This is a genomic window from Mariniflexile sp. HMF6888 (assembly GCF_044335535.1).
Classification (GTDB): domain Bacteria; phylum Bacteroidota; class Bacteroidia; order Flavobacteriales; family Flavobacteriaceae; genus Mariniflexile.
This window is the reverse complement of the sequence record NZ_JBIQVZ010000002.1, coordinates 466,657-489,242: the sequence shown is the minus strand read 5'-3', so window position 1 is coordinate 489,242 and position 22,586 is coordinate 466,657. Positions and strand designations below refer to the sequence as shown.

At 35.4% G+C, this 22,586-nt stretch carries 13 protein-coding genes; all 13 read left to right on the top strand.

The window, feature by feature from the left end; genetic code table 11:
- Window positions 1-43: 43 nt before the first annotated feature.
- Complete coding sequence (locus ACGLWY_RS07350; protein WP_396619029.1) at window positions 44-1,240, top strand: FecR family protein; 1,197 nt, start codon at window positions 44-46, stop codon at window positions 1,238-1,240.
- A gap of 241 nt (window positions 1,241-1,481) precedes the next feature.
- Window positions 1,482-4,940: a TonB-dependent receptor gene (locus tag ACGLWY_RS07345; RefSeq protein WP_396619028.1), complete on the top strand. Its 3,459-nt coding sequence runs from the start codon at window positions 1,482-1,484 to the stop codon at window positions 4,938-4,940.
- 10 nt (window positions 4,941-4,950) lie between these two features.
- Complete coding sequence (locus ACGLWY_RS07340) at window positions 4,951-6,762, top strand: RagB/SusD family nutrient uptake outer membrane protein (protein ID WP_396619027.1); 1,812 nt, start codon at window positions 4,951-4,953, stop codon at window positions 6,760-6,762.
- A 944-nt stretch (window positions 6,763-7,706) separates the two neighbouring features.
- Window positions 7,707-9,728: a chitobiase/beta-hexosaminidase C-terminal domain-containing protein gene (locus ACGLWY_RS07335; protein WP_396619026.1), complete on the top strand. Its 2,022-nt coding sequence runs from the start codon at window positions 7,707-7,709 to the stop codon at window positions 9,726-9,728.
- 311 nt (window positions 9,729-10,039) lie between these two features.
- Window positions 10,040-11,344, top strand: coding sequence for a polysaccharide pyruvyl transferase family protein (locus ACGLWY_RS07330; protein ID WP_396619025.1), 1,305 nt, complete (start codon window positions 10,040-10,042; stop codon window positions 11,342-11,344).
- 48 nt (window positions 11,345-11,392) lie between these two features.
- Window positions 11,393-12,901, top strand: coding sequence for a glycosyl hydrolase family 28 protein (locus ACGLWY_RS07325; RefSeq protein ID WP_396619024.1), 1,509 nt, complete (start codon window positions 11,393-11,395; stop codon window positions 12,899-12,901).
- Between the two features lie 7 nt (window positions 12,902-12,908).
- Complete coding sequence (locus tag ACGLWY_RS07320) at window positions 12,909-13,613, top strand: SGNH/GDSL hydrolase family protein (RefSeq protein WP_396619023.1); 705 nt, start codon at window positions 12,909-12,911, stop codon at window positions 13,611-13,613.
- 224 nt (window positions 13,614-13,837) lie between these two features.
- On the top strand, window positions 13,838-14,554 hold the full coding sequence (locus ACGLWY_RS07315; RefSeq protein WP_396619022.1) for an SGNH/GDSL hydrolase family protein: 717 nt from the start codon (window positions 13,838-13,840) through the stop codon (window positions 14,552-14,554).
- Window positions 14,555-14,597: 43 nt separating this feature from the next.
- Entirely contained in the window at window positions 14,598-16,067 is a 1,470-nt protein-coding gene (locus tag ACGLWY_RS07310; protein ID WP_396619021.1) for a nucleoside hydrolase-like domain-containing protein, read from the top strand.
- Window positions 16,068-16,079: 12 nt separating this feature from the next.
- Window positions 16,080-18,017: a sulfatase gene (locus ACGLWY_RS07305; protein ID WP_396619020.1), complete on the top strand. Its 1,938-nt coding sequence runs from the start codon at window positions 16,080-16,082 to the stop codon at window positions 18,015-18,017.
- A gap of 21 nt (window positions 18,018-18,038) precedes the next feature.
- On the top strand, window positions 18,039-19,559 hold the full coding sequence (locus tag ACGLWY_RS07300) for an arylsulfatase (protein ID WP_396619019.1): 1,521 nt from the start codon (window positions 18,039-18,041) through the stop codon (window positions 19,557-19,559).
- A gap of 50 nt (window positions 19,560-19,609) precedes the next feature.
- On the top strand, window positions 19,610-21,007 hold the full coding sequence (locus ACGLWY_RS07295) for a sialate O-acetylesterase (protein ID WP_396619018.1): 1,398 nt from the start codon (window positions 19,610-19,612) through the stop codon (window positions 21,005-21,007).
- 73 nt (window positions 21,008-21,080) lie between these two features.
- Window positions 21,081-22,580 carry a sulfatase-like hydrolase/transferase gene (locus ACGLWY_RS07290; protein WP_396619017.1) on the top strand — a complete coding sequence of 500 codons (1,500 nt, stop codon included), beginning with the start codon at window positions 21,081-21,083 and terminating at the stop codon, window positions 22,578-22,580.
- Window positions 22,581-22,586 lie beyond the last annotated feature (6 nt).

Below are 22,586 nucleotides of genomic sequence, written 5' to 3'. Positions count from 1 at the left end.
ATTATGATAATATAGCATATATTAATATTAATATAGCACAATCATGATGAGTGATAATAATCTAAAGATAATAAACCTGATTTCTGCATACATATCTAAGGATATTAGTAAAAAAGAATTTGATGAATTAAGTGAATGGTTGAATAAGGATCCTAATAATAGAAAATTATTTTCTGATTATTTGTTGATTTACAAAAAAGCCAGAAGACTAAAGTTTATTAAAAAGTTTGATAAGGATGCTACATGGAATAGTATTGTATCAAAATTGAACATGCCACTTGAACAAGAATTGCATTCTAAAAAATCAATTCAAAAAAGTACTCCTTATTCAATAGTTCCAATTCTTTACAAGTACGCCGCTGTAGCTGTTTTATTTTTAGGTGTGGCCTATTTGTATTCAAATGGTCTTTTGGTTCAAAACAATACTACCACAATTCCAGAGGATAGCATTACACTTCAGTTAGAAAATGGGAAAATTGAGATTCTTAACGAAGATGGTTCTAAACAGATAGTTGACAAATGGGGTCATGTTATAGGCATGCAAAATGGACAACAATTAGTGTATAACTATAACCCGAATGAAGAAGAGTTGGTTTATAATACACTAACAATCCCTTATGGGAAAAGGTATGAAATAAAAATGTCAGATGGTACTGTTGCTCATCTTAATTCAGGAACCTCACTAAGGTATCCCACCAACTTTATAAAAGGTAAGAACCGAGAAGTTTTTGTAAATGGAGAGGTCAATTTTGATGTGGCTAAAGATCCTGATCATCCATTTATTGTAAAGGCAGGAAATTTGAATATAAAAGTGTACGGAACTGTATTTAATGTGTCTGCCTATTCAGAAGATAAAGAGGCAGATGTTGTTTTAGTAGAAGGTTCTGTGTCAATGTACACAAATGTTGCTAATGAACAAGAAAGAATAATGTTGGTTCCTGGGATCAAGGGCTCGTTGGATAAAGAAAATTTAACTATATCTACAGAAAAAGTAGATACTCAAATTTATACGTCTTGGATGCATGGAGAGATGTTTTTCAGAAACATGTCTTTTGAAAATATTGCGAAAAAACTAGAACGCTATTATAATAAAAAAATAATGATTACTGATGAAGCACTTAAAAACGAAATATTTAACGCTCATTTTAAAGAAGAGCCTATTGAAAATGTTTTGGGTTACTTCAAAGAAAGCTTCCTTTTAGAATATAGAATAGAAGGAGATAACATATATATTAATTAATACATAAACCAACAGAAGCCTATGAAATAAATAATACAAACTAAACAAACAACGAACTTTACATCACTTTTTAACCATTCAATTGGACATAAAAAACCGGAAAATGGACCAACATCTTCCGGCATATTGAAAAAAGTGATTAACTAAACTAAGTCATTCACTAATTAAACATCATAAAAATATGAAAAAACTTCATAAAAAGAGGGGTATGATTATACCTTTTTTAAAATTTGATTTAAAAATGAAATTCACAATACTTTTTGTTTTTGCTTCTATTTTCAGCGTTCTAGCCAATAATGGCTACACGCAGTCTGTTACATTAAGTATTGAAAATAAAACCGTGTCTAAGGTTATAGATAGAATAGAGGCAACTACCGAGTACAGGTTTGTTTACAATACAAAATTTGTTGATTTAAACCGAAGAATTTCAATCAAGGTTGAAGATGTCAAAATTGAAACCGTGTTAAATATGTTGTTTTATAATACTAATACAGATTATAAGATAGATGATACACAAGTGGTATTAAAAAACAAAGAAAATCCAATCAAAGAAATAGGGCTAGTCATTCAAGAGCCTATCATTGATATAGAAATACAGAAATATAGTATTACAGGAGTTGTTGCCGATATAAACGGGCAACCCTTGCCAGGAGCCAATATCCTTGAAAAAGGAACAACAAATGGCACCCAAACGGATTTTGATGGCAAATTCTCTTTGGATGTAGCCAATGCAAATGCAGTCCTTGTTATTTCATATATAGGTTATTTTACCAAAGAAATTTCTGTTACTGGTAAAAACAACATTGAAGTTGTTTTATCGGAAAATGCTTCTAGTTTGGACGAGGTCGTTGTTGTGGGTTATGGTACGCAAAAAAAGGTAAACTTAACTGGAGCGGTTAGCTCTGTGAAAATGGATGAGGTCTTGGGAGATAGACCTGTTAGTGACGCAGGAAAAGCACTTCAAGGAAGCGTTCCTGGTCTTCAAATAACCTACGGTTCAGGACAACCAGGGAAAGATGTAGATATTAATATTCGCGGTTTTACTTCCATTAATGGTGGTGAGCCGCTTGTTTTGGTAGATAATGTTCCTATGGATTTGAATGATGTCAATCCTAGGGACATTGAAAATGTATCTGTTTTAAAAGATGCATCATCAGCATCAATTTATGGGGCAAGAGCTGCATTTGGTGTGGTATTAATCACAACTAAAAAAGGCAAAAAGAATCAAGCGCCTAAATTTAATTACTCAAGTACTATAGGATGGAATAGGGCTAGTACTATTTTAGAGAAAGCTTCTCCTAGAGAATTTGTAACAGCTCTTCAAGATTGGGGCTATACCAATTTTGGGAATCAGAATGTTGATACTTGGTTAGGATATATTGATCAATACGAAGCAAATCCTTCAGCATATCCAGATGGGATTATAACGGAGGATTCCGGTTTGAAATATACCGTTCGTAGCACTGATGTGATAGGTGATTTTTTAGACCAAGCAGGGTTTCAACAATTGCATAACATTTCAGTAAATGGAGGGTCTGAATCAACCACTTATAGAGTGTCTTTTGGCGTTACGGATGAAGATGGTATTATGGTAGGAAAGAAAGATACTTATAGGAGGTACAACCTTAATACTTTTATTTCAACTGACTTAACGTCAAAGTTAAACTTTACAGTGAATTCATTGTATAAAAATGCATTGAGAAAGGATCCTGTAAGTGGGGCATGGAAACAGTTATATAAAGATGCTGTTAACTTTTATTCGGCGATACCATCAGGTTATGGTATGTTAGAATCCGGGGAATTAGCACCTTATGGAACACCTGCTAATAGAGTACTTTTATCTCCAGTATCTAAAGCATACGATCAAGTTGTTAGATTGTTTGGTAAGCTAACTTATGATTTTACTGAAGATTTTTCTGTAAACGCAGAGTATACCTATCAAAGTTCTATTAATAATAAAGAAACACCTTCATACACGCCATCATTTATTCACCCTAAATCATTTGATTATAATGAATATAACGCTAATAAATCAAGTTATTATACCGCAAATTCAAGAGAAGTCTATAGTGCTGTGAATATTTATGGGAGTTTTGGTAAGGATTTAGGAGACCACAGTTTTAAGCTTTTATTGGGGTATAATCAAGAATATAACCAATTAAAACGGTTTGATGCAGATAGACAAGTACTTCTTTCTCCAGATTTACCTGGTTTAAGTACTGGGATTGGTCTTGTTAACGCCTCTGACTTTTATTCGGATTACGGCGTAGTTGGTTTTTTCTCTCGTTTTAATTATTCGTATAAAGATAAATATCTTTTTGAGTTGAATGGACGTTATGATGGTTCTTCAAGATTTGCAAAAGGTAAACGATTTGGCTATTTCCCATCAGCAAGTGCTGGTTGGAGAGTGTCTGAAGAAGATTTTATGAGTACGCTTAAACCGATTGTTTCAAACTTTAAATTACGCGTTTCTTATGGGGAAATTGGGAATCAAGATTTGAGTAAAAAGAAGAAAGATCGATTTTCAAATAATTATCCATATCTACCAACAATGAATCCATATGAAACCAATTGGATCAATACACAAACAGGGGCACTTGGTGTAAGTATTAAGTCTCCAAATTTGGTGAGTAATTCCTTTACTTGGGAAACGGTGAGAACTTTAGACTTTGGAGTGGATCTTGGTTTTTTTGATAATAAGTTACAAACAACCTTTGATTGGTATGAAAGAGAAACACTTGATATGTTGGCGCCAGGCGCCGAATTGCCAGCAGTACTTGGTGGGAGCGCTCCTTTAAGCAATGTTGCAGACCTTTCTACTAAAGGTTGGGAGTTGAGTGTTACTTTTAGAGATAATATAGGAGACTTTAAATATAGCTTAGGCTTTAATGTTTTTGATTCTCAAACTAAAATCACTAAATACAATAATGAGTCAGGGCTTATTAACCGATATTATGTGGATCAAACTATTGGAGAAATTTGGGGCTATACCACTGATGGTTTTTTTACAGTGGATGATTTTGAGCCAGGTACACTAAATGATAATCTTACAGGAGGAACACTTTTAGATGGTATAGCACCATTTAGAAAAGAAAAACCAAACCCTGGAGATGTTAGATATGTAGATCTTGATGGAGATGGTCAAATATGGCAAGGTAATAAAACTTTGGAAGACCCAGGCGACCTGCGTATTATAGGAAACGATTCTAGAAGATATCAATATGGTATTACTGCAACAGCCGATTATAAAAACTTTGATTTTAGTGTTTTCCTTCAAGGAGTTGGTAAAAGAGATGTTTGGATGGGTGGCGTAGAAGATTTCCCTTTACCACACCAATTCACAACTGTTTACAAGCATCAATTAGACTATTGGACACCAGAGAACACAGATGCTTTTTATCCTAGAAACTATGTGAATGGAAAAGGTAATTATAAAACAAACAGATCTGTTCAAACCAAGTATTTAAAGAATGGTGCTTATTTAAGATTAAAGAATATTACACTTGGTTATACTTTACCTGAGAAATTAATGAATAGTCTTAAGGTTTCAAATTTTAGAGTGTTTGTTACAGGAGAGAATCTCTTAAATTTTGACCATTTTCCTGATGGAATTGATCCAGAACTAGATTTGGTAACTGGTAAAGAGGGTAATTACCCGTATTTAAAGAACATTAGTGCAGGTGTAAATATAACTTTTTAAAAAAAATACTATGAATAAATATAATAATTTTAATAGACTATTCAGTTTGTTTTTAGTCTTTTCAACCTTGCTTTTTGCAAGTTGTATAAAGGATACATTGGATGCAGAGCCAAAGCTTTCATTTTCAGAAACAAATGCCTTTGCAAATTTTGCTAGTACACAAGCATATGCGTTAGGTTTTTATGGCTTATTTGACGGTTACGATAAGCATAGAGAAACTTTTTATAGCGAGTTTAATGGAGATCTTCTCCTTGATAATTCTTCCCCACAAGGTTCAGATTGGTTATGGGATAGAATTACGGTTCCAACGAATTCTGGCGTATGGAATTTTTCAACAATAAGACGTGTAAATTTAATGTTAGAGAATATTGAAAAATCAGGTATGACCGATGTTCAAATAAATCATTGGAGAAGTGTGGGCTATTTTTTCAGAGCACTTGATTATCATGAGAAGCTTTTAACTTTTGGAGATGTGCCATGGATAGATAAAGTTGTATCAGATGCAGATGAAGATGTTTTATATGCAAGCAGAACACCAAGAAATGAGGTAGCGGCGCACGTTTTGGAAGACTTACTGTATGCTGAAGAGCATATTTTAGAGCCAGGTACTAACGGTATTCCTGAAAATAGAATTGGAAAAGATGCTGTTCGGGTATTACTATCACGATTTGGTCTGCATGAAGGCACATGGCGTAAATATCATGGTTTAGGTGGAGAAGATACTTATTTAAGAGCGAGTGCCAATGCAGCACAAGAACTTATTGACTCATATCCAAATATACATCCTAATTATGATGAATTATTTAATTCTGAAGATTTAAGTAGTATTCCTGGCATCATATTATATAAGCAATATGAAGTTGGTGTACTTCAACATGATTTAACGTTTTATTTTAGAAGTCCAACTGCTACAGTGGGATGGGATTTAACTAAAAGTGCTGTGAATTTATACTTGATGCAAGATGGTCAGAGTAGATATACAAGTCCTCTTTTTGATGGGGAAATGAACCCTTATGATGAGTTTAGAAATCGTGATTATAGACTTTATTACACAGTTACACCTCCATATAGGGTTAATCCAGTGTCAGGAAACTCAAAGGCTTTTGAATACACTTCCAATCCTCAAGAAAGAGAATACATAGATTTAATGGCTTCAATATCTGATGAAACACACAAGTTTTTGCCAGAAAGACAGGCTACAGGAGGCATATTAAATACTGCTCCCCATTTTAGTGAATATAATGAAGGAAATAGTAACATGGTTACCAGAACAGGCTATAGACTATGGAAATATTATAATAGAGATAATGATATAAGACAACATAGTACGGATGCTCCTATTTTTAGAATGGGAGAAGTATTGCTAAACTATGCCGAAGCAAAATGGGAATTAGGCGAATTTAATCAGTCTGTAGCCGATGTAACCATTAACAAATTAAGAGCTAGAGGACATGTAGCAAATATGGTCGTATCCAATATAGATGCTGGTTTTGACCCGTCAAGAGACCCAACTGTTGATCCTGTTTTATGGGAAATAAGAAGGGAAAGAGCTGTTGAGCTGATGTGTGAAAACTTTAGATTTAATGATTTACGCCGTTGGAAAAAAATGGGTGCTTATGCTGCTAAAGAAAAACTTGGAATGTATATAGTATCCAGTGATTACAATGATAAAATACCTATCCAAAATGGAGCTTCTGAGGGTTATATATCCTATTTTGGCGCACCTCCTGCATTTCCGGATTATTATTATTTGTATCCAATACCTTCAAATCAAATTGTACTAAATCCTAATATAGACCAGAACCCTGGTTGGGGAGAATAATTAAGTTGGTCAAGAGTGAGTTAGTGGTCGGTGCATAGTTCTATTTTAAGATAAAGAATCAATTGCGAATTTTAATAGAAAAAGGTTAATAGCTAGTTTAGTTTTTTAATTGATGAACTGATGCACCGTTCCACACTAATTTTTTTTACAAATATTTGATATACAATAAGGCATTCTGTGAACAATAACTGTTTACAGAATGCTTAAAATAATATGCAATTGAATAGAAGAAGATTTATAAAGAAAACTGTTCCAGTAGTTGGAGCAGTAATGGTAGGATCAGGACTTTTAAAGCCAACACTATTGTCTGCTCTTAACCTTACTAATCCTGAAAGTACAGATTTCATTTCAATAGACTAGGTAAAGGGAAAACCATATTGCTTCTTTCTGGTTGGCAAGATGTTAATATTGGAGATATAGCTCATACTCCGGGATTATTGAATGTATTGCAAACCTTTTTATCAGAAGTAAGTAGCACCTGTTGACGGTTTTTATTTAGTAAACACAAACTCTACATCCAAAAACGGATTAGATATTTCACACCTAAAGAATGCCTGGTTCGAGGATACAATTAATAACGAAGAAGGATATTCGTAAACTATTGAACAAGGCGATAGAATTGATGTAGTATAGTTTCATAATTAAATAGTGATTATTGAAATGAAGCTATTATAAAGTTGAATAATAGTAATGAGGTTTATATACTAAATAGTCGGACTAATCAATCAATATTACATTTTTAATTTCGAAAAATATAGCGAATTTAAAATTAGAAAGTATTTAACTACATGGTGATTCGATTATTGTAGAATGATTGGTGTCTTGTTAGTAACTGGTTAAACACTTATTATTAAATATAATGTAATAAAATCACAAATAAGGAGAATAAAAATAATCAAAGCACAAATGACTTTTTCAATTAACGTTAACAAAAAAAAGTAGTTATGAAAAAAACAAATTTCAAATGTTTAACAAACAATTTTCGATTATATTCCATTAATATATTGTTCATATTGTTGTCGTTTTATACTTCTCAGGCACAACTCATTTTTGAGGAAGGCTTCGAAGACGGAATTGATGCATGGAAACCGGCTCCCGCAAATTATAGCTTTACTGACATGAGTAGAGAAGGAATCAAATCCATCCGTTTTTTGCCCGTAGCAGGGGATAAGCGCAGTGAACTGGTGATAAATGACGGTTTTGGTCAGTTTGACTGGGGAACCGAATATTGGGTCGGTTTTAGTTTACGCATAGTTCAACCAACTTATGGCTACGGAGTCATTTGTCAGCACCATTCAATTCCAATGCAATGGGACGAATTTGGTTCCGGTCCCAATTCCTTCACCATTAAAATCATAGACGACAAAAACTTGGAAATAAGAACATCAACAAATGCTTCCAATGTGGATGTAATCCCGGGGTCAGATAGTGCAGGGTGGGGTACTCAAAGTGTTACTAAAGGCTACTCTGTTGGTACTTGGTATGATTTTGTGCTTCATTTTAATTATGCGTTGGATGAAACTGGCTTTATTGAGGTGTGGATGAATGAAGAAAAAGTAGTAGATATTACTGGTCCTACAGTTTACAGATATGATAGAGGCGGACGATTAAGGACTACCCAACAATATCAGAAAATTGGAATGTATTATGGTACTGGAAACGAGAGCGTGGCTGGAGAATTGTTATACGATGCTTACCGTATTTGGAAGGGTGAAGGAGGTAGTTACGCGGACGTTGCGCCTAAAAATAATGAAACAAGAGTTGCTACTCCTGTATTTAGTGTTCCTACCGGAAATTATTTCGATTCACAATCTGTTGGCATCACCACGGGCACCGAAGGGGCTACAATCCGCTATACTATTGATGGCAGTGAACCCAGCAAAACCAACGGGATAATTTATTCTTCTCCTGTTACAATTAGTGCTACTACCACTTTAAAAGCAATTGCCTATAAAGCCGACATGGACAATAGCTCTATTACCAGCGCCGATTATGTAATTTTATTGCCACAACCTATTTTTAGCCCAAGTCCGGGAACATATTCGGATACACAACTGGTTATGATTTCTTCAGATAGTCAGGGAGTAACAATTCGCTACACTACTGATGGTAGCAATCCAAGTAAAAGCTACGGTACAATTTATTCTGCCCCTATTAGTATTAGTGAAAGTACAATCCTTAAAACGATTGCATATAATTCTGAAAATAGGGAGAGTCTTGTTATCTCCGGGAGTTATGACATTATCTCTGGAGGAGAATTCACGGTTTACGAGGCAGAATTATTAACAGTTAGTTCGGATGCCGCCTCCACCATTAAGAATCCTGAGGATGTGAATGCAAGTAATGGTTCGTATAGTCTTTTAGGCCCACCTTCTGAAAACTTTGAAGGAAGTTATGCGACATATTCGATCAATGTATCAGAAGCGGGCACTTTTAATATTAAGGCCATGATTACTACCCGGGATAACCGGGGAATCTATCAGTTGAAAATAGATGATGTTGACCAGGGAGGAGAGATAAATTGTTATTCAGAAGGCTCCGGAACCCTTTATTCAGAAGTAGATTTAGGTGCAGTAACACTCACCGCAGGGGAACACAGCTTTAGCTTTGTTTGTATAGGAAGAGACCCCCTGTCTAATCAGGCGAAACTGGGGCTTGACTACTTGAAATTGACAGATACTACATTGGCATTAGACATTTTTAGTCAAGTACCGGAAATTATTTCTATATCCCCAAATCCTGCAATTAATGAATTCTTCGTTGAATTGGAACCAGACAAGCTTATCTCTTTTGAATACAAGATAAGTTCAGTGTCAGGCAAACTTGTTTTATTGAAGAAAGCAAGTGTATTCGAGCCTGGTCGCCATTCTGTTAAAATCGACATCTCACAGTTAAGACAGGGAATATATCTGGTTAGTTTTATGATAGATGAAAAGTCAAAAATCTATAAACTCATTAAAAAATAGATATTGATATTTTAAATATAGATGCTTTGAGGCTATATGTTGTTAGAATTGGAAGTGATACATTTTACTGGACATTCAGTTAATCAATAAAATCATTGACTTAAAATCATGAACCAAAATTGAAAAAAGTACGACAAAGAATTTAAAACTTATGAAGCAAATAGTTTTACAGGACATGGTACTCCCAAAATGACAGATTTAGAGCGATAAAAAGCCCGTTTACGAAAAAAACACAGAGATATTAATATGGAACGATTTGTGGAAAAGGGAGATTTCACAATTATGATTGATTAATAAAATACACATTAACATTGAAAAGAAGAAAATTTATAAAACGATCGATTCCAGCCATTGCAACAGTTTTGTTATCCTCAGGCTTTATTACTCCTGCTATGTTGGAATTTAAGGATATTGATAAGTTGACTGTTGATGACTTTGCAAGTTTTGGTAAAGGTAAAACAATCCTATTGCTTTCGGGCTGGCAGGATGTCAATATTGGGGATATAGCCCATACACCAGGAATCATCAATGTATTACAAACCTTTTTACCAAAAGCCAAAATTATACTTTGGAAAAGGAGTGTAGCAATAGAACCTGTAAAAGAACTTCTCCATAAAAATTTCCCTAATGTTAAAGTGATCTATGGGGATGTAGATGAAAACAAAAAAGTAACTACTAATGTGGTGCTTGAAGCATTTGAGAAATCAGATATCATGATTCATGGTTCTGGTCCTTCTGTTCAAGGTCAAAAACATTTAGAGGCTTGGGTAGAGGCTACAGGAAAACCATTTGGAATATTTGGAGTTACCATACAATCTGTAAACAAATCATTAAAAGAATTACTTCTTAAAGCTTCCTTTATATATCCACGAGAAACAGCATCTTTAGAGGTATTGTCAAAAAATGGTATCTCGGGAAAACATGTTTCATTTGTGCCCGATGCTACTTTTTTTATGGATATTCGGGATGACAAGAAGGGAAAATCATTCTTATCAGAAAATGGTTTAGAACCAAAGAAATTTATTTGCGTTATTCCAAGGTTACGTTATGCACCTTATTACAAGTTCACCAATTGGAAATGGTCAGAAGAACGAATAAAAAATGTAGATGAAACAAACTTAAAGTACATGGAAGAAGACCATGCAAAACTGCGGGAGGTAATGATACGGTGGGTGAGAGAAACGGGCAATAAAGTATTGGTTTGTCCGGAAATGACTTATGAGGTGGATATTATGGATGAACTCCTAATAGATCCTTTACCAGATGATGTGAAACCTTATGTAGTTAAACGAGGCTATTGGATGCCAGATGAAGCTGCCTCTGTTTATAAGGATGCTCACAGTGTGCTTAGTTTTGAGTGTCACTCCCCCATTATAGCTTTAACTAATGGAACCCCAGCTTTTTATTTACGCCAGCCACAGGATACCATTAAGGGGCAGATGTACTACGATTTGGGATACAACGATTGGATTTTTGAAATCATGGATGTTACGGGTTCTCAAATTGCAGATAGGCTAATGACTGTGCATGATAGTTATGATGTTGCAAAAAAGAAAATTGAAGCATCCAATGAGGAAATTAGACATATTTATGCCAAGTCAGTTAAAGTGATATAGACTTCAGTAAAGAGTTTGTTTAGTTTCCAATCATTAAAACACATTGCAATGAAAATATTTATATATATAACACTACTACTCACGTCATTATTATCCTTTGCTCAGGTGAAGGTGCATGGTGGTGAACACATTGATTCCCGTAGTTCTTTTTATTCTGTAAAACTCAATGGAAAAGAAGTGTATGTGCACCACTATAAAGTGTATGAACCAGCCTACGATATAGAGTATAATTTTGTTAGTTATGTTCATTTTGATATGAGCCAACCCGTGGATGTAGAGGTTACTTTTAAGGATTTGATTGATCCAAATACCACTTGGTTGAGCCCTTTGCGAAGAAATATTCCCTATAAAATTACTGGTAAGGTTTTGACCTTTACTATTGATAAGCCTCAAAAGCTAATCTTGGGAATTAACACGGCTAATGATAAGAATCAAGATGTTGAAAGAGAAGGAATTTTAGCAATTATTGCGATGCCTAAGGAAGATAATATTCCTAATGTTTCTGATGACAATGTTTTGAACGTTTTGGATTATTCGAGTCCGCAACGTGCTTTTGATCAGTGTCCTTCGGGGGGAACCGTTTATTTTCCTAAAGGTATTTATAGAGGACAGTTTACTGTAAAAAATAGTAATACGACTGTGTATTTGGAAAGTGGAGCAATTATTAGCAGTAATGAAACCCCGCTAGTCATAAAAGACAAGGATTCTATTACACTAAGAGGAAGAGGGTCGCTTCAAACCAACTTTCCATCGACCAAATTTGTGCTAGAGCCTAGAAATTGTGATAATCTCACTATAGAAGGAATCATAATACGCATGGGAGGAGCCCGAGTGCATAAAGATGGTGTAAAAATACGAGGAGGTGGTTTTGCGGTTGTTCCTCATTATTGTAACTACCTTAAAATACATAACATTGCTGTTTTACGATATCCACATGGTGCGGATGGTATAGATCCGGACAATTGCCAGCATGTTGAAATTTCAGATAATATTCTGTTAACTGGAGATGATGCTATTTGTCCTAAGACGATGGAAGTACCTTATGTTCCGATGACTGATTTTAAGATAACCAATAACGTTGTACGAAACGGCCAGGCCAGTGGTTTTAAAATTGGTACTCAGGCTTCAAGCGATATAAGCAACATTGTGGTAGATGGTTTAGATATGATTCATACAGGGCAGTTTAAGTTTAGTGACAGAAATAAGGAAAGTGATATCAAGTCGCTCCTTATTAAAAACGCAACGATTGAGTATGCCGAACATTCAATATTGCAAATAAGTGCCGTTGATTTTATGGGAACTACTAAGGCTTTTAGAGGGAATATCAGTATGACGATAGAGAATTTAACGGTATATAAAACTGGAAAAGAAGATAATAAAGAAAAGTTTGCAGGACTGTTTTTATATGCAGAACCAGGTTATGATTGTAAAATCACCTTTGTTAACCTAGTTGTAGAAGGTAAAAAAATAAAGAACCTCAAAGATTTAGAGCAAATAGGCTGTTTGCCAAAGGATAGGTCAAAAATTGAAAATGTAAAAGTTGAATTTAAAAATTAATAATAAAATGAAATCAAAACAAGCGAAGTTTTTTTTAATGTTACCCTTAATTTTCCTAGCACTTTCAATGGGAATGCAGGAAAAGAAGGCAAAATTATTTGTTTTAGGAAGTAGTATATCAGAACATTATGGGAAATATTTAGAAGGTTTCTTAAAGGAAGACTTTTCATTTGATAGAAAGCGAGATGATTTAGGCCTGCCTAAATCTAGTGGTATTATGAGAGGAAGTAATGGCGGAGATTCCAGAAGTGCCCTTGCTTATTTAACAGAACGATTTAAAGACCCTTCTTTCTCACCAGATGTGTTACTACTTAATTGCGGAAGTCATGATATAAAAGTAAGTCCAAATGATGGGACCTATCAGGTCAATTCAGAAGATTATAAAAGAAATCTAGAAGCAATTTTAGAATTAACCAAGGAAAAAGATGTAAAATTGATTTGGGTTAGAACAACGGCTGTTGTAGATTCTATTCATAATACACCCAGACGGAAAAATTCGTTTCAAAGACATGCTGCAGACGTGGTAGCTTATAATAAGATCGCAGATGATTTGATGTACGATGCAAATATACCTGTAATTGACCTGTATACATTTACCAGAAATATTGCTGGCGAAAATGGCTATGTAGACCATATTCATTACAATGACAAGGTTCGAGAACTTCAAGCAGCTTATATCGCAGGTTCATTAAGATCTATTTATGGTAAATAGAAAATTTAACGGTGTATAAGACTGGAAAGGAAGATACAAGGAACAGTTCGCAGGACTATTTCTACATGCAGAACCGGGTTACGATTGTAAGATCACCTTTATAAACCTTGTTGTGGAGGGCAAACAGATAAAAAGTCTTAAAGATTTAGAGCTAATTGGTTGTTTGTCAAAGGATAAATCGAGAATTGAAAATATAAAAGTTGAATTTGAAAATTAGGAATAAAATGAAATCAAAACAAACAAAGCATTTATTAGGAATACCCCTGGTTTTCTTAATGCTTTCAATGGGATTACAGGAAAGAAAATCAGAATTATTTGTGTTGGGAGATAGTATATCAGAACATTATGGAAAGTATTTGGAAGGTTATTTAAAAGAAGATTTTTCCTTTGATAGAAAGCGAGATGATTTAGGCTTACCTAAATCTGCTGGTATCATGAGAGGAAGTAATGGAGGAGATTCCAGAAGTGCCCTTGCTTATTTAACCGAGAGGTATAAAGAACCTTCTTTTTCTCCGGATGTGTTATTGCTTAATTGCGGACTTCACGATATAAAAGTAAATCCAAAGGATGGGAGCTATCAGGTTAATTCAGAAGATTATAAAAGAAATCTAAAAGCAATTTTAGGATTAACCAAAGATAAAAATGTAAAACTGGTTTGGGTTAGAACAACGGCTGTTGTCGATTCTATTCATAATCCACCCAGACGGAAAGATTCTTTTCAACGACATGCTGCAGATGTGATAGCTTACAATAAAATTGCCGATAGTTTGATGCACGATGCCAATATCCCGGTAATTGACCTGTATACATTTACAAAAAACATTGGTGGCGATAGCAGCTATATCGACCATGTTCACTACAACGACAAAGTTCGTGAACTTCAGGCAGCATACATAGCAGGTTCATTAAGAGCTATTTACGGAAAGAAAAAAACTGATTAAGCTAGAATGTGTCTTATTTGTAGTACAGCAAATGTTTGAAATAATGATTAAAAAAAGTCTTTTAAATATGATTTGGAGCTATGGTTACTTTCTTTTAATGATCTTTATGACGGTAAATTGTGCTTCAGCACAGCAGTTTTTTAAAGAGGACAAACCACGTTTATTGGTACTAACTGATATTGGTGCCGATCCTGATGATATACAGTCTTTAAGACGTTTATTGCTTTATGCCAATGAATTCAGATTAACTGGTATTATTGCAACAGCATCAGGTAATAGACACCAACCCAAACTTAAAATAAATAAATATTTAATTGATTCGATTATTGATGACTATCAACTGGTTCAAAAAAAGCTTAGTCAGCATGCATCTGGGTATCCAAAAGCAGAGTTTTTAAGAGCGTTGGTTTTTGAAGGAGAAGCCAATGCCGGTAGTGGTAATTTACAATCAGGTAAAAGTACGCCAGGAACAGAACATATTATTAAAACGGTAGATAGCAGTAACGAAAAACTCAATATTGTGGTATGGGGTGGTTCGCATGATTTGGCGCAAGCACTATTAAATGTAAAAGACACTAGACCCGAAAAAGATTTAAAAACATTTATTTCAAAAATTCGTGTATATGCCATTGCAGATCAATATCCTAATGGATTTAATATAGGAACAGGTGAATGGATCTATAGAAACTTTCCATCAGTTTTTTATGTAGAAAGTGGTCCTTCTTTTATAGACACAAAGGCTGCTTCATTTCGTGGGATGTACCAAAATGATAGTAAAGGAGGGGATTATGTAACATTGCCTCTCGTAAAGCCGGGTGTTGAAACCTATAATTCTGAAGAATGGCTAGAGTCCAATATTCTTAATAAAGGGACATTGGGAGAAGGTTATCCAATCGTCAACCAAAACCCTAATACTTCTAGAAATACCAAAGGAATCAAGGAAGGGGATACGCCATCTTGGTTTTATTTTTTGCATAATGGATTAAGTGAGCCTGACCATCCAGAATGGGGTGGATGGGGTGGCCGGTTTGAGCACTTTTCTGGCAACCACTTTATTGATGCCCAAGATGATCATTGGTCGGGCGAACATGATGGCGCATTATGCAGAAAATGGACGGTCGCTCGTTGGAGAGAAGCTTATCAGAACGACTTTGCCGCCCGAATGCAGTGGTGTGTGTCTTCTTTTGAAGAAGCTAACCACAATCCAGAGGTTTCAATCAATGGTGATTCGAGCAAAAAAATCATTTTTCTAAAAGCAAAATCCGGAGAGACCATTAGTGTTGATGCCAATGCCAGTTCAGATCCAGATGGAAATAGACTATTGTTCAATTGGTGGATATATCATGATGCCTCCACAACATATGGAATTATAAGTAACAAGAATAAAGCCAAAATAAAAGTTAATATACCCAAGCAAGCACCAAAGGGAGAGATACATATTATCATAGAAGTTAAGGATAATGGTAGTCCTAATTTAGTTTCTTATAGGAGGCTAATTGTTAATGTTGTTTAATTAAATGAAAAAATGAAAAAGCGTTATAGTTTGTTTGTTGAATTAGTCCAAAATGCTAAGGTATATGTTTTAGCTTCTTTGGTGTTGTTTATCACTGCCTGTACTAAAGAAGAAAAGCTTAGACCAAATATCCTTTGGATTACCTTTGAAGATACATCGCCACAGTTTTTGGGGGTTTATGGTAACCAGGATGCGCGAACCCCAACTATGGATAAATTGGCAAATGGCGGTGTGCGGTTTACGAATGCTTTTTCTACCGGCACGGTCTGTTCTCCTAGTAGAACGGCAATTATTACAGGTGTTAAGACCTATAAAACAGGTACAGGAAACCATCGCAGTGATATTGAAATGCCAAGTTACATAAAGGGATTCCCTGCGTATTTGCAGGAAGCAGGATATTATACATCCAACAATAAAAAAACAGACTATAATGTAAAAGACGAAGAGCGTTTTATCGCTGAGGCTTGGGATGAAAGTTCTAGTAAAGCTGGTTGGTGGAACAGAGGAACAGGCCAGCCATTCTTTTCAGTCTTTAACTTTACGGAGTCGCACCAGTCACGTACCATGACAGAAAGTTTTGAATGGTATAAAGGAAACATTTTAGCCAATTTAGATGAAGAAGAAATCATAAAAGATGATGAATTTGAAATGCCTCCCTTTTATCATGACAGTCCAGAGATGCGAAAACAGTTTGCAAGAGTTTACAATGCCTTAAGATTGACCGATAAAAAAATCGCACAATTGCTTCAAAGATTAAAGGATGATGGACTCATGGACGAAACTATAATTTTCTTCTACGCCGATCATGGAGAGGGAATGCCAAGAGGAAAAACCAATGGGATTAACTATGGATATCGAGTACCTTTTGTGATATGGTTTCCAGAAAAATATAAAGAACTTTCTCCTTGGGGTACAGAGGTTGTCACGAATGAGTTGGTCGATTTTACCGATTTGGCCCCAACGTTAATTAGTCTGGTAGGTGGACAGGTTCCGGAACATTTAACAGGGCGGATTCTTCTAGGGGAAGGACGGCAAAAGCCAACGGACCATTTGGTGATTTCCTCGGACCGCTCAGACAATGGAATAGATATGGTACGGACCGTAACCGATGGACGTTATGTGTACTCAAGAAATTTTATGCCTTACATGCCAGAACTTAAGTACATCCGTTATATGGAAATAGGTGAAATAAAACAACAAATGCGTCAAGATTATAAAGCAGGTATATTGGATAGTCTTCAAAATAGCCTTTTTGAACGGCGCCCACCTGTTTTTCTTTTTGATTTGGAATCAGATCCCTGGGAAACCCAAAATTTAGCAAATAACCCAGACTATAAAGAAATATTAGATAAAATGGATGCTCAGTTGAGAGATGAGGTGTTACAATCCAAGGACATCATGTTCTTACCCGAATATGAATTAAACTTAGTAAAGAAAGCTGTTGCACCCTATGAATATCGATTGGATGGCACCAAATATCCCATTGCTGAAATATACAAAGTAGCTTCCTTATCGGGGTACCAGAATAGTAAAGTAGCCGAAAAACAGATAACATATTTAAAAGACGAAAACAAAATTGTACGCTACTGGGCAGCAATGGGGCTGCGTTCTCAAAGCACACAGATAATGCAAAAGTATGCTTCAGACATCCGAGATGCTATGGATGATGATTATGCTCCTGTTTCTGTGATTGCATCTGCCATAGCTTATCAGCAGTTTAAAGACGCCAAAGCAAAACAATTATTGCAATCATATTGTTTGGGCGACAATCTGGATTTAGCGCTCATGGCGGTGAACTTTCTTTTATATGTAGATGAAAAAGAAGCATTTATAGAGACCATAAAACTGGCGCACGATAAAGAAGGAAGATCCTATGATGTTAAGGCCGCCTGTATGGACTTTTTGGGAAGCTTGGATTTGGTGCCCAATAATACAAATTATAGACAATAAACCTTTTATGAACAAATGAAAATGAAAGCATACACGATATACCTAATTTTATTAATATTCAATTTCAGTTGTATATCTAAACAACACAAAAAGGAAGTACCTGTTTCTAAACCTAATATCATTATTATTTATGCCGATGATCTTGGTTTTGGTGATATTGGAATTAATGGGGCGAAAGGCGTGGAAACCCCAAACATTGATTTTTTAGCTCAAAACGGAATAAACCATCAGGATGCACATTGTTCTGCTGCAACATGTACACCATCGCGTTACTCTTTACTAACAGGTAGTTATGCATTTCGTAATAAGGCTGAAGTACTACCTGGAGATGCTCCTTTGATAATCAATCCAGATAAGGAAACGTTACCCGCAATGCTTCAAAAAGTTGGATATAAAACAGCTGTTATAGGTAAGTGGCATTTAGGTTTGGGTCTTGGAAAAGTAGACTGGAACAAGGAAATTACACCAGGACCAAAAGAAATAGGATTTGATTATAGTTTTTTGATTCCAGCTACGGGAGACCGTGTGCCTTGTGTATTTGTTGAAAATCAGAAGGTAGTGGGCTTGAATCCTGATAACCCCATAGAAGTCAATTATTCTCATAAATTAGAAGGCTACCCAATAGGACTTGAAAACCCAGATAAACTGAAACAGTTGGCTGATCCTCAGCATAGCCAAACAATTATTAATGGCATCAGTAGAATTGGTTACATGAATGGCGGTGAGGAAGCATTATGGACAGATGAAAGTTTTCCATTTGTACTTACAGATAAGGCCAAACACTTTATTACTGATAATAAAGAAAATCCATTTTTTCTCTATTTCGCATTTCATGATATTCATGTACCCCGTGCACCAAACGAAAAGTTTGTAGGAAAGTCTTCTATGGGCCCACGTGGTGATGCCATTGCTCAGATGGATTGGTGCGTTGGGGAGTTAATTAATCATTTAAAGAAGTCCAAGCTTCTCGAAAACACTTTGGTGATTTTCACAAGTGATAATGGTCCCATATTAGATGATGGGTATGCTGACAAGGCCGTAGAGTTGCTAGGAAGCCATAAACCAGCAGGTATTTATAGAGGGGCGAAATACTCGATTTATGAGGCAGGTACCCGAATGCCCACAATTGTATTTTGGCCTAATAATGTTGAATCGGGGCAAAGTTCCGCAATGCTTAATCAGGTTGATTTATATGCTTCGTTGGCAAGTTTAACTGGAGGAAAATTTTCAGAAGAGTTTGCTCCTGATAGCCAAAACCATTTGGATGCTTGGTTGGGAAAGAGTGAAAAAGGGCGCGAGATTATGGTTGAAGAAGCTTTTACATTGGCATTAAGGAAGGGAAACTGGAAGTATATAGAGCCTCAAGAACGACCAACACCAGATTGGTTGCTAAATAAAGACGTTGAAACAGGATTAATGACCACACCACAACTGTTCAATTTAGATGATGATCCTGAAGAAACTAAAAATGTTACTAGTGAATTTCCAGAGAAGGTAGAGGAAATGAAAGACGCATTAAACAAAATAAAACTTAGAAAGTAACTAGTAAGTAGCAGTTAATAAAATTTATTGAGATGAATAAAAAGTATAAAATGAAATCAATCATCATAAGTTTTTGTGTATTCCTACTTTCATTTGTAGGCTTTGCACAAGTGCAGTTACCAGCCATATTTGGAGATGGTATGGTACTTCAACAGCAATCCAATGTTAAGATTTGGGGGAAGTCGAATTCCAAAAAGATAATTGAGGTTATTACCTCATGGAATAATAATCAATATACGGCCAACTCAGACAAGAATGGAAATTGGAGTCTAAAGGTATCTACCCCAAAAGCAGGAGGGCCTTATGAAATTATAATAAACGATGGCCAAGAATTAATATTACAAGATGTATTGATAGGTGAGGTATGGGTATGCTCCGGGCAATCAAACATGTATATGCCCATGAGCGGTTACACGAACCAACCCGTATTGGGAGCACTTAATGATATCGTGATGTCATCCAATAATAGCATACGTTTGTTTACGGTTGATAAGGTAACTAGTGAAACGCCTCAAGGTGATTTTAAAGGCGAATGGCAAGAAAGTATTCCTAAAAATGTAGCCAATTTTAGTGCAGCAGCATACTACTTTGGGCGTATGATTAACAAAGTGCTTAATGTCCCCGTAGGACTTATATCATCCAGTTGGGGCGGTACTCGAATAGAGCCTTGGATAAGTGCTAATACTATTTCAGAATTTAAATTTATAGAACAAAAAGATATGGAAAAAGAAGGTAAACACCGACGCCCGACGTATCTTTTTAATGGGATGATAAATCCTATGGCGGGATATGGTATCAAAGGATTTCTTTGGTATCAAGGAGAGGCGAATAGAAAGGAACCAGATAATTACAAGAAACTTTTATCTGGGTTAATCAAGGATTGGAGAAACCAATGGGATAATCAAGATTTGAATTTTTATTACGCACAAATTGCACCTTTTGATTATATGGATACTATTAATTCTGCTGAAATAAGACAGTCTATGTTAGATGTATCTCTGTCAAATATAGAAGGAATCGGTATGGCCTGTTTAATGGATGTGGGAGAAAAAGATAATATCCATCCAGCAAACAAGAAAGTTGTAGGAGAACGATTGGCATACATTGCCTTAAATAAAACTTATGGTATAGAGGGTATTGAATATTCTGGTCCTGTATTAAAGGAAATGAAAACAGAAGGGAAATTTTTAAAATTGACTTTTGATCATGCCCAGAACGGACTGACAACCTACGGTAAACCTCTAGAGAACTTTGAAATAGCAGGTGAAAACAAGAAATTTTTTAGAGCTAAGGGGTTTTTAACAAAAGAGGGAATCGTTCTGTTCGCTGATAGAGTCGATCATCCTGTAGCGGTACGTTATGCTTACCAAGATTGGGTGGTTGGCGAACTTTTTAATACAGAGGGATTGCCAGCGTCATCTTTTCAGGTGGATAATTGGAAGAATTAAAGTAAAAAAGATAGGTATGTTTAATAAATATAAATACAAATTTTTAATTGTCATTGGTATAACTGCACTGGTAGTGACGAGTTTTTATTCGTTTAAGATTCCATCAAATGATGACGTTACTCCTAGCCCCAATATTATATATATATTAGCCGATGATTTAGGGTATGGGGATGTTAATTTTGGTATTCAAGGACTTAGTGAATTTAGCAATCCATATATAAAAACCCCGAATTTAGCCCAACTTGCACATCAATCTGTGGTTTTTACCCAACAGTACGCCTCCTCTCCAGTATGTTCCCCATCAAGGGCAGGTCTTTTGACAGGAAAAATACCGAATAGAGTTAATATTGATTTGTTTATAAGTGATAAGAAAGATAATGATCGCATTTTTCTAAGTGGAAAAGAGATTACAATTGCAGAACTTCTTAAGGAAAAAAATTATAGTACTGCCATCTTTGGTAAATGGCATTTAAATGGTGCTGATTGGAATGACCCTAATGCTTGGACAGGTAGGACAGGATCTTTTCCGAAACAACAGGGTTTTGATTATGGAATGGTAACCAAAGAAAATCCTCATTTAACAACAGCTTTAGAGAAAAATTCACAAAAAAATCCAGGAGATTTCTTTGATTTAGATGGACATCCACTTGGTGTAATAGAGGGGTATTCAAGTAAAATTATTACTGATAATGCTTTAAGATGGTTGTCTAAAACTACAGATAAGAGTAATCCTTTCTTTTTGTTTCTGTCTTATGATGCGGTTCATGAATTTATTTCCAATCCAGATGAATACAACAATATGTATTCTACTGGGGACCCTGATAAAGACCAATACTATGCAAATGTAACCTATCTGGATCATCAAATAGGAAGGTTAATGGAAGCTTTGGATTCTATGGGGTTACGAGAAAATACGATAATTTTTTTCTCATCAGATAATGGTCCAGAAGTGTGGAGAACTAACCCCGCGTCTGGCAGATCATTTGGGACGAGTTATCCTCTACGGGGGCAAAAGAGGCAATTGTATGAAGGTGGTATTAAAGTGCCAGGATTGATCTCATGGAAGGGAAAAATAGCTCATAGAATATGTGACATCCCAAATGTCAACTATGATGTACTACCAACAATATGTGATATTGCAGATATCAACCTAAATTCTAAAGTAAAAACGGACGGTGTTAGTATGTACCATTATTTGGTGAACAATAAACCAATTGAACGTGAAAATCCTTTATACTGGCAGTTTGAAAAACGTAGACAGAATTGGGAATTGAAGGGAGAAGGTTATAACCAAAGGTATATAGGGAATATACCTATAAAAGAGGGGATTCCTCCACAGGTTGTTATTAGGCAGGACAACTTTGTGCTATACGGTTATAGTGATAAGCTATATTTAAAACCTAACAGCTATAAATTGTATGATATTGAGACGGATCCTTTAATGACAAATGACTTGTCCAAAAATAACCCTTCTTTATTTGAAGAATTAGTTTCCAAATTGGAAGAAATGTATGAAGATGTGAATATAGACAGAGTTGAAAGTGCAAAAGAAATGAAAATGAGATTTAATTGAGAACCA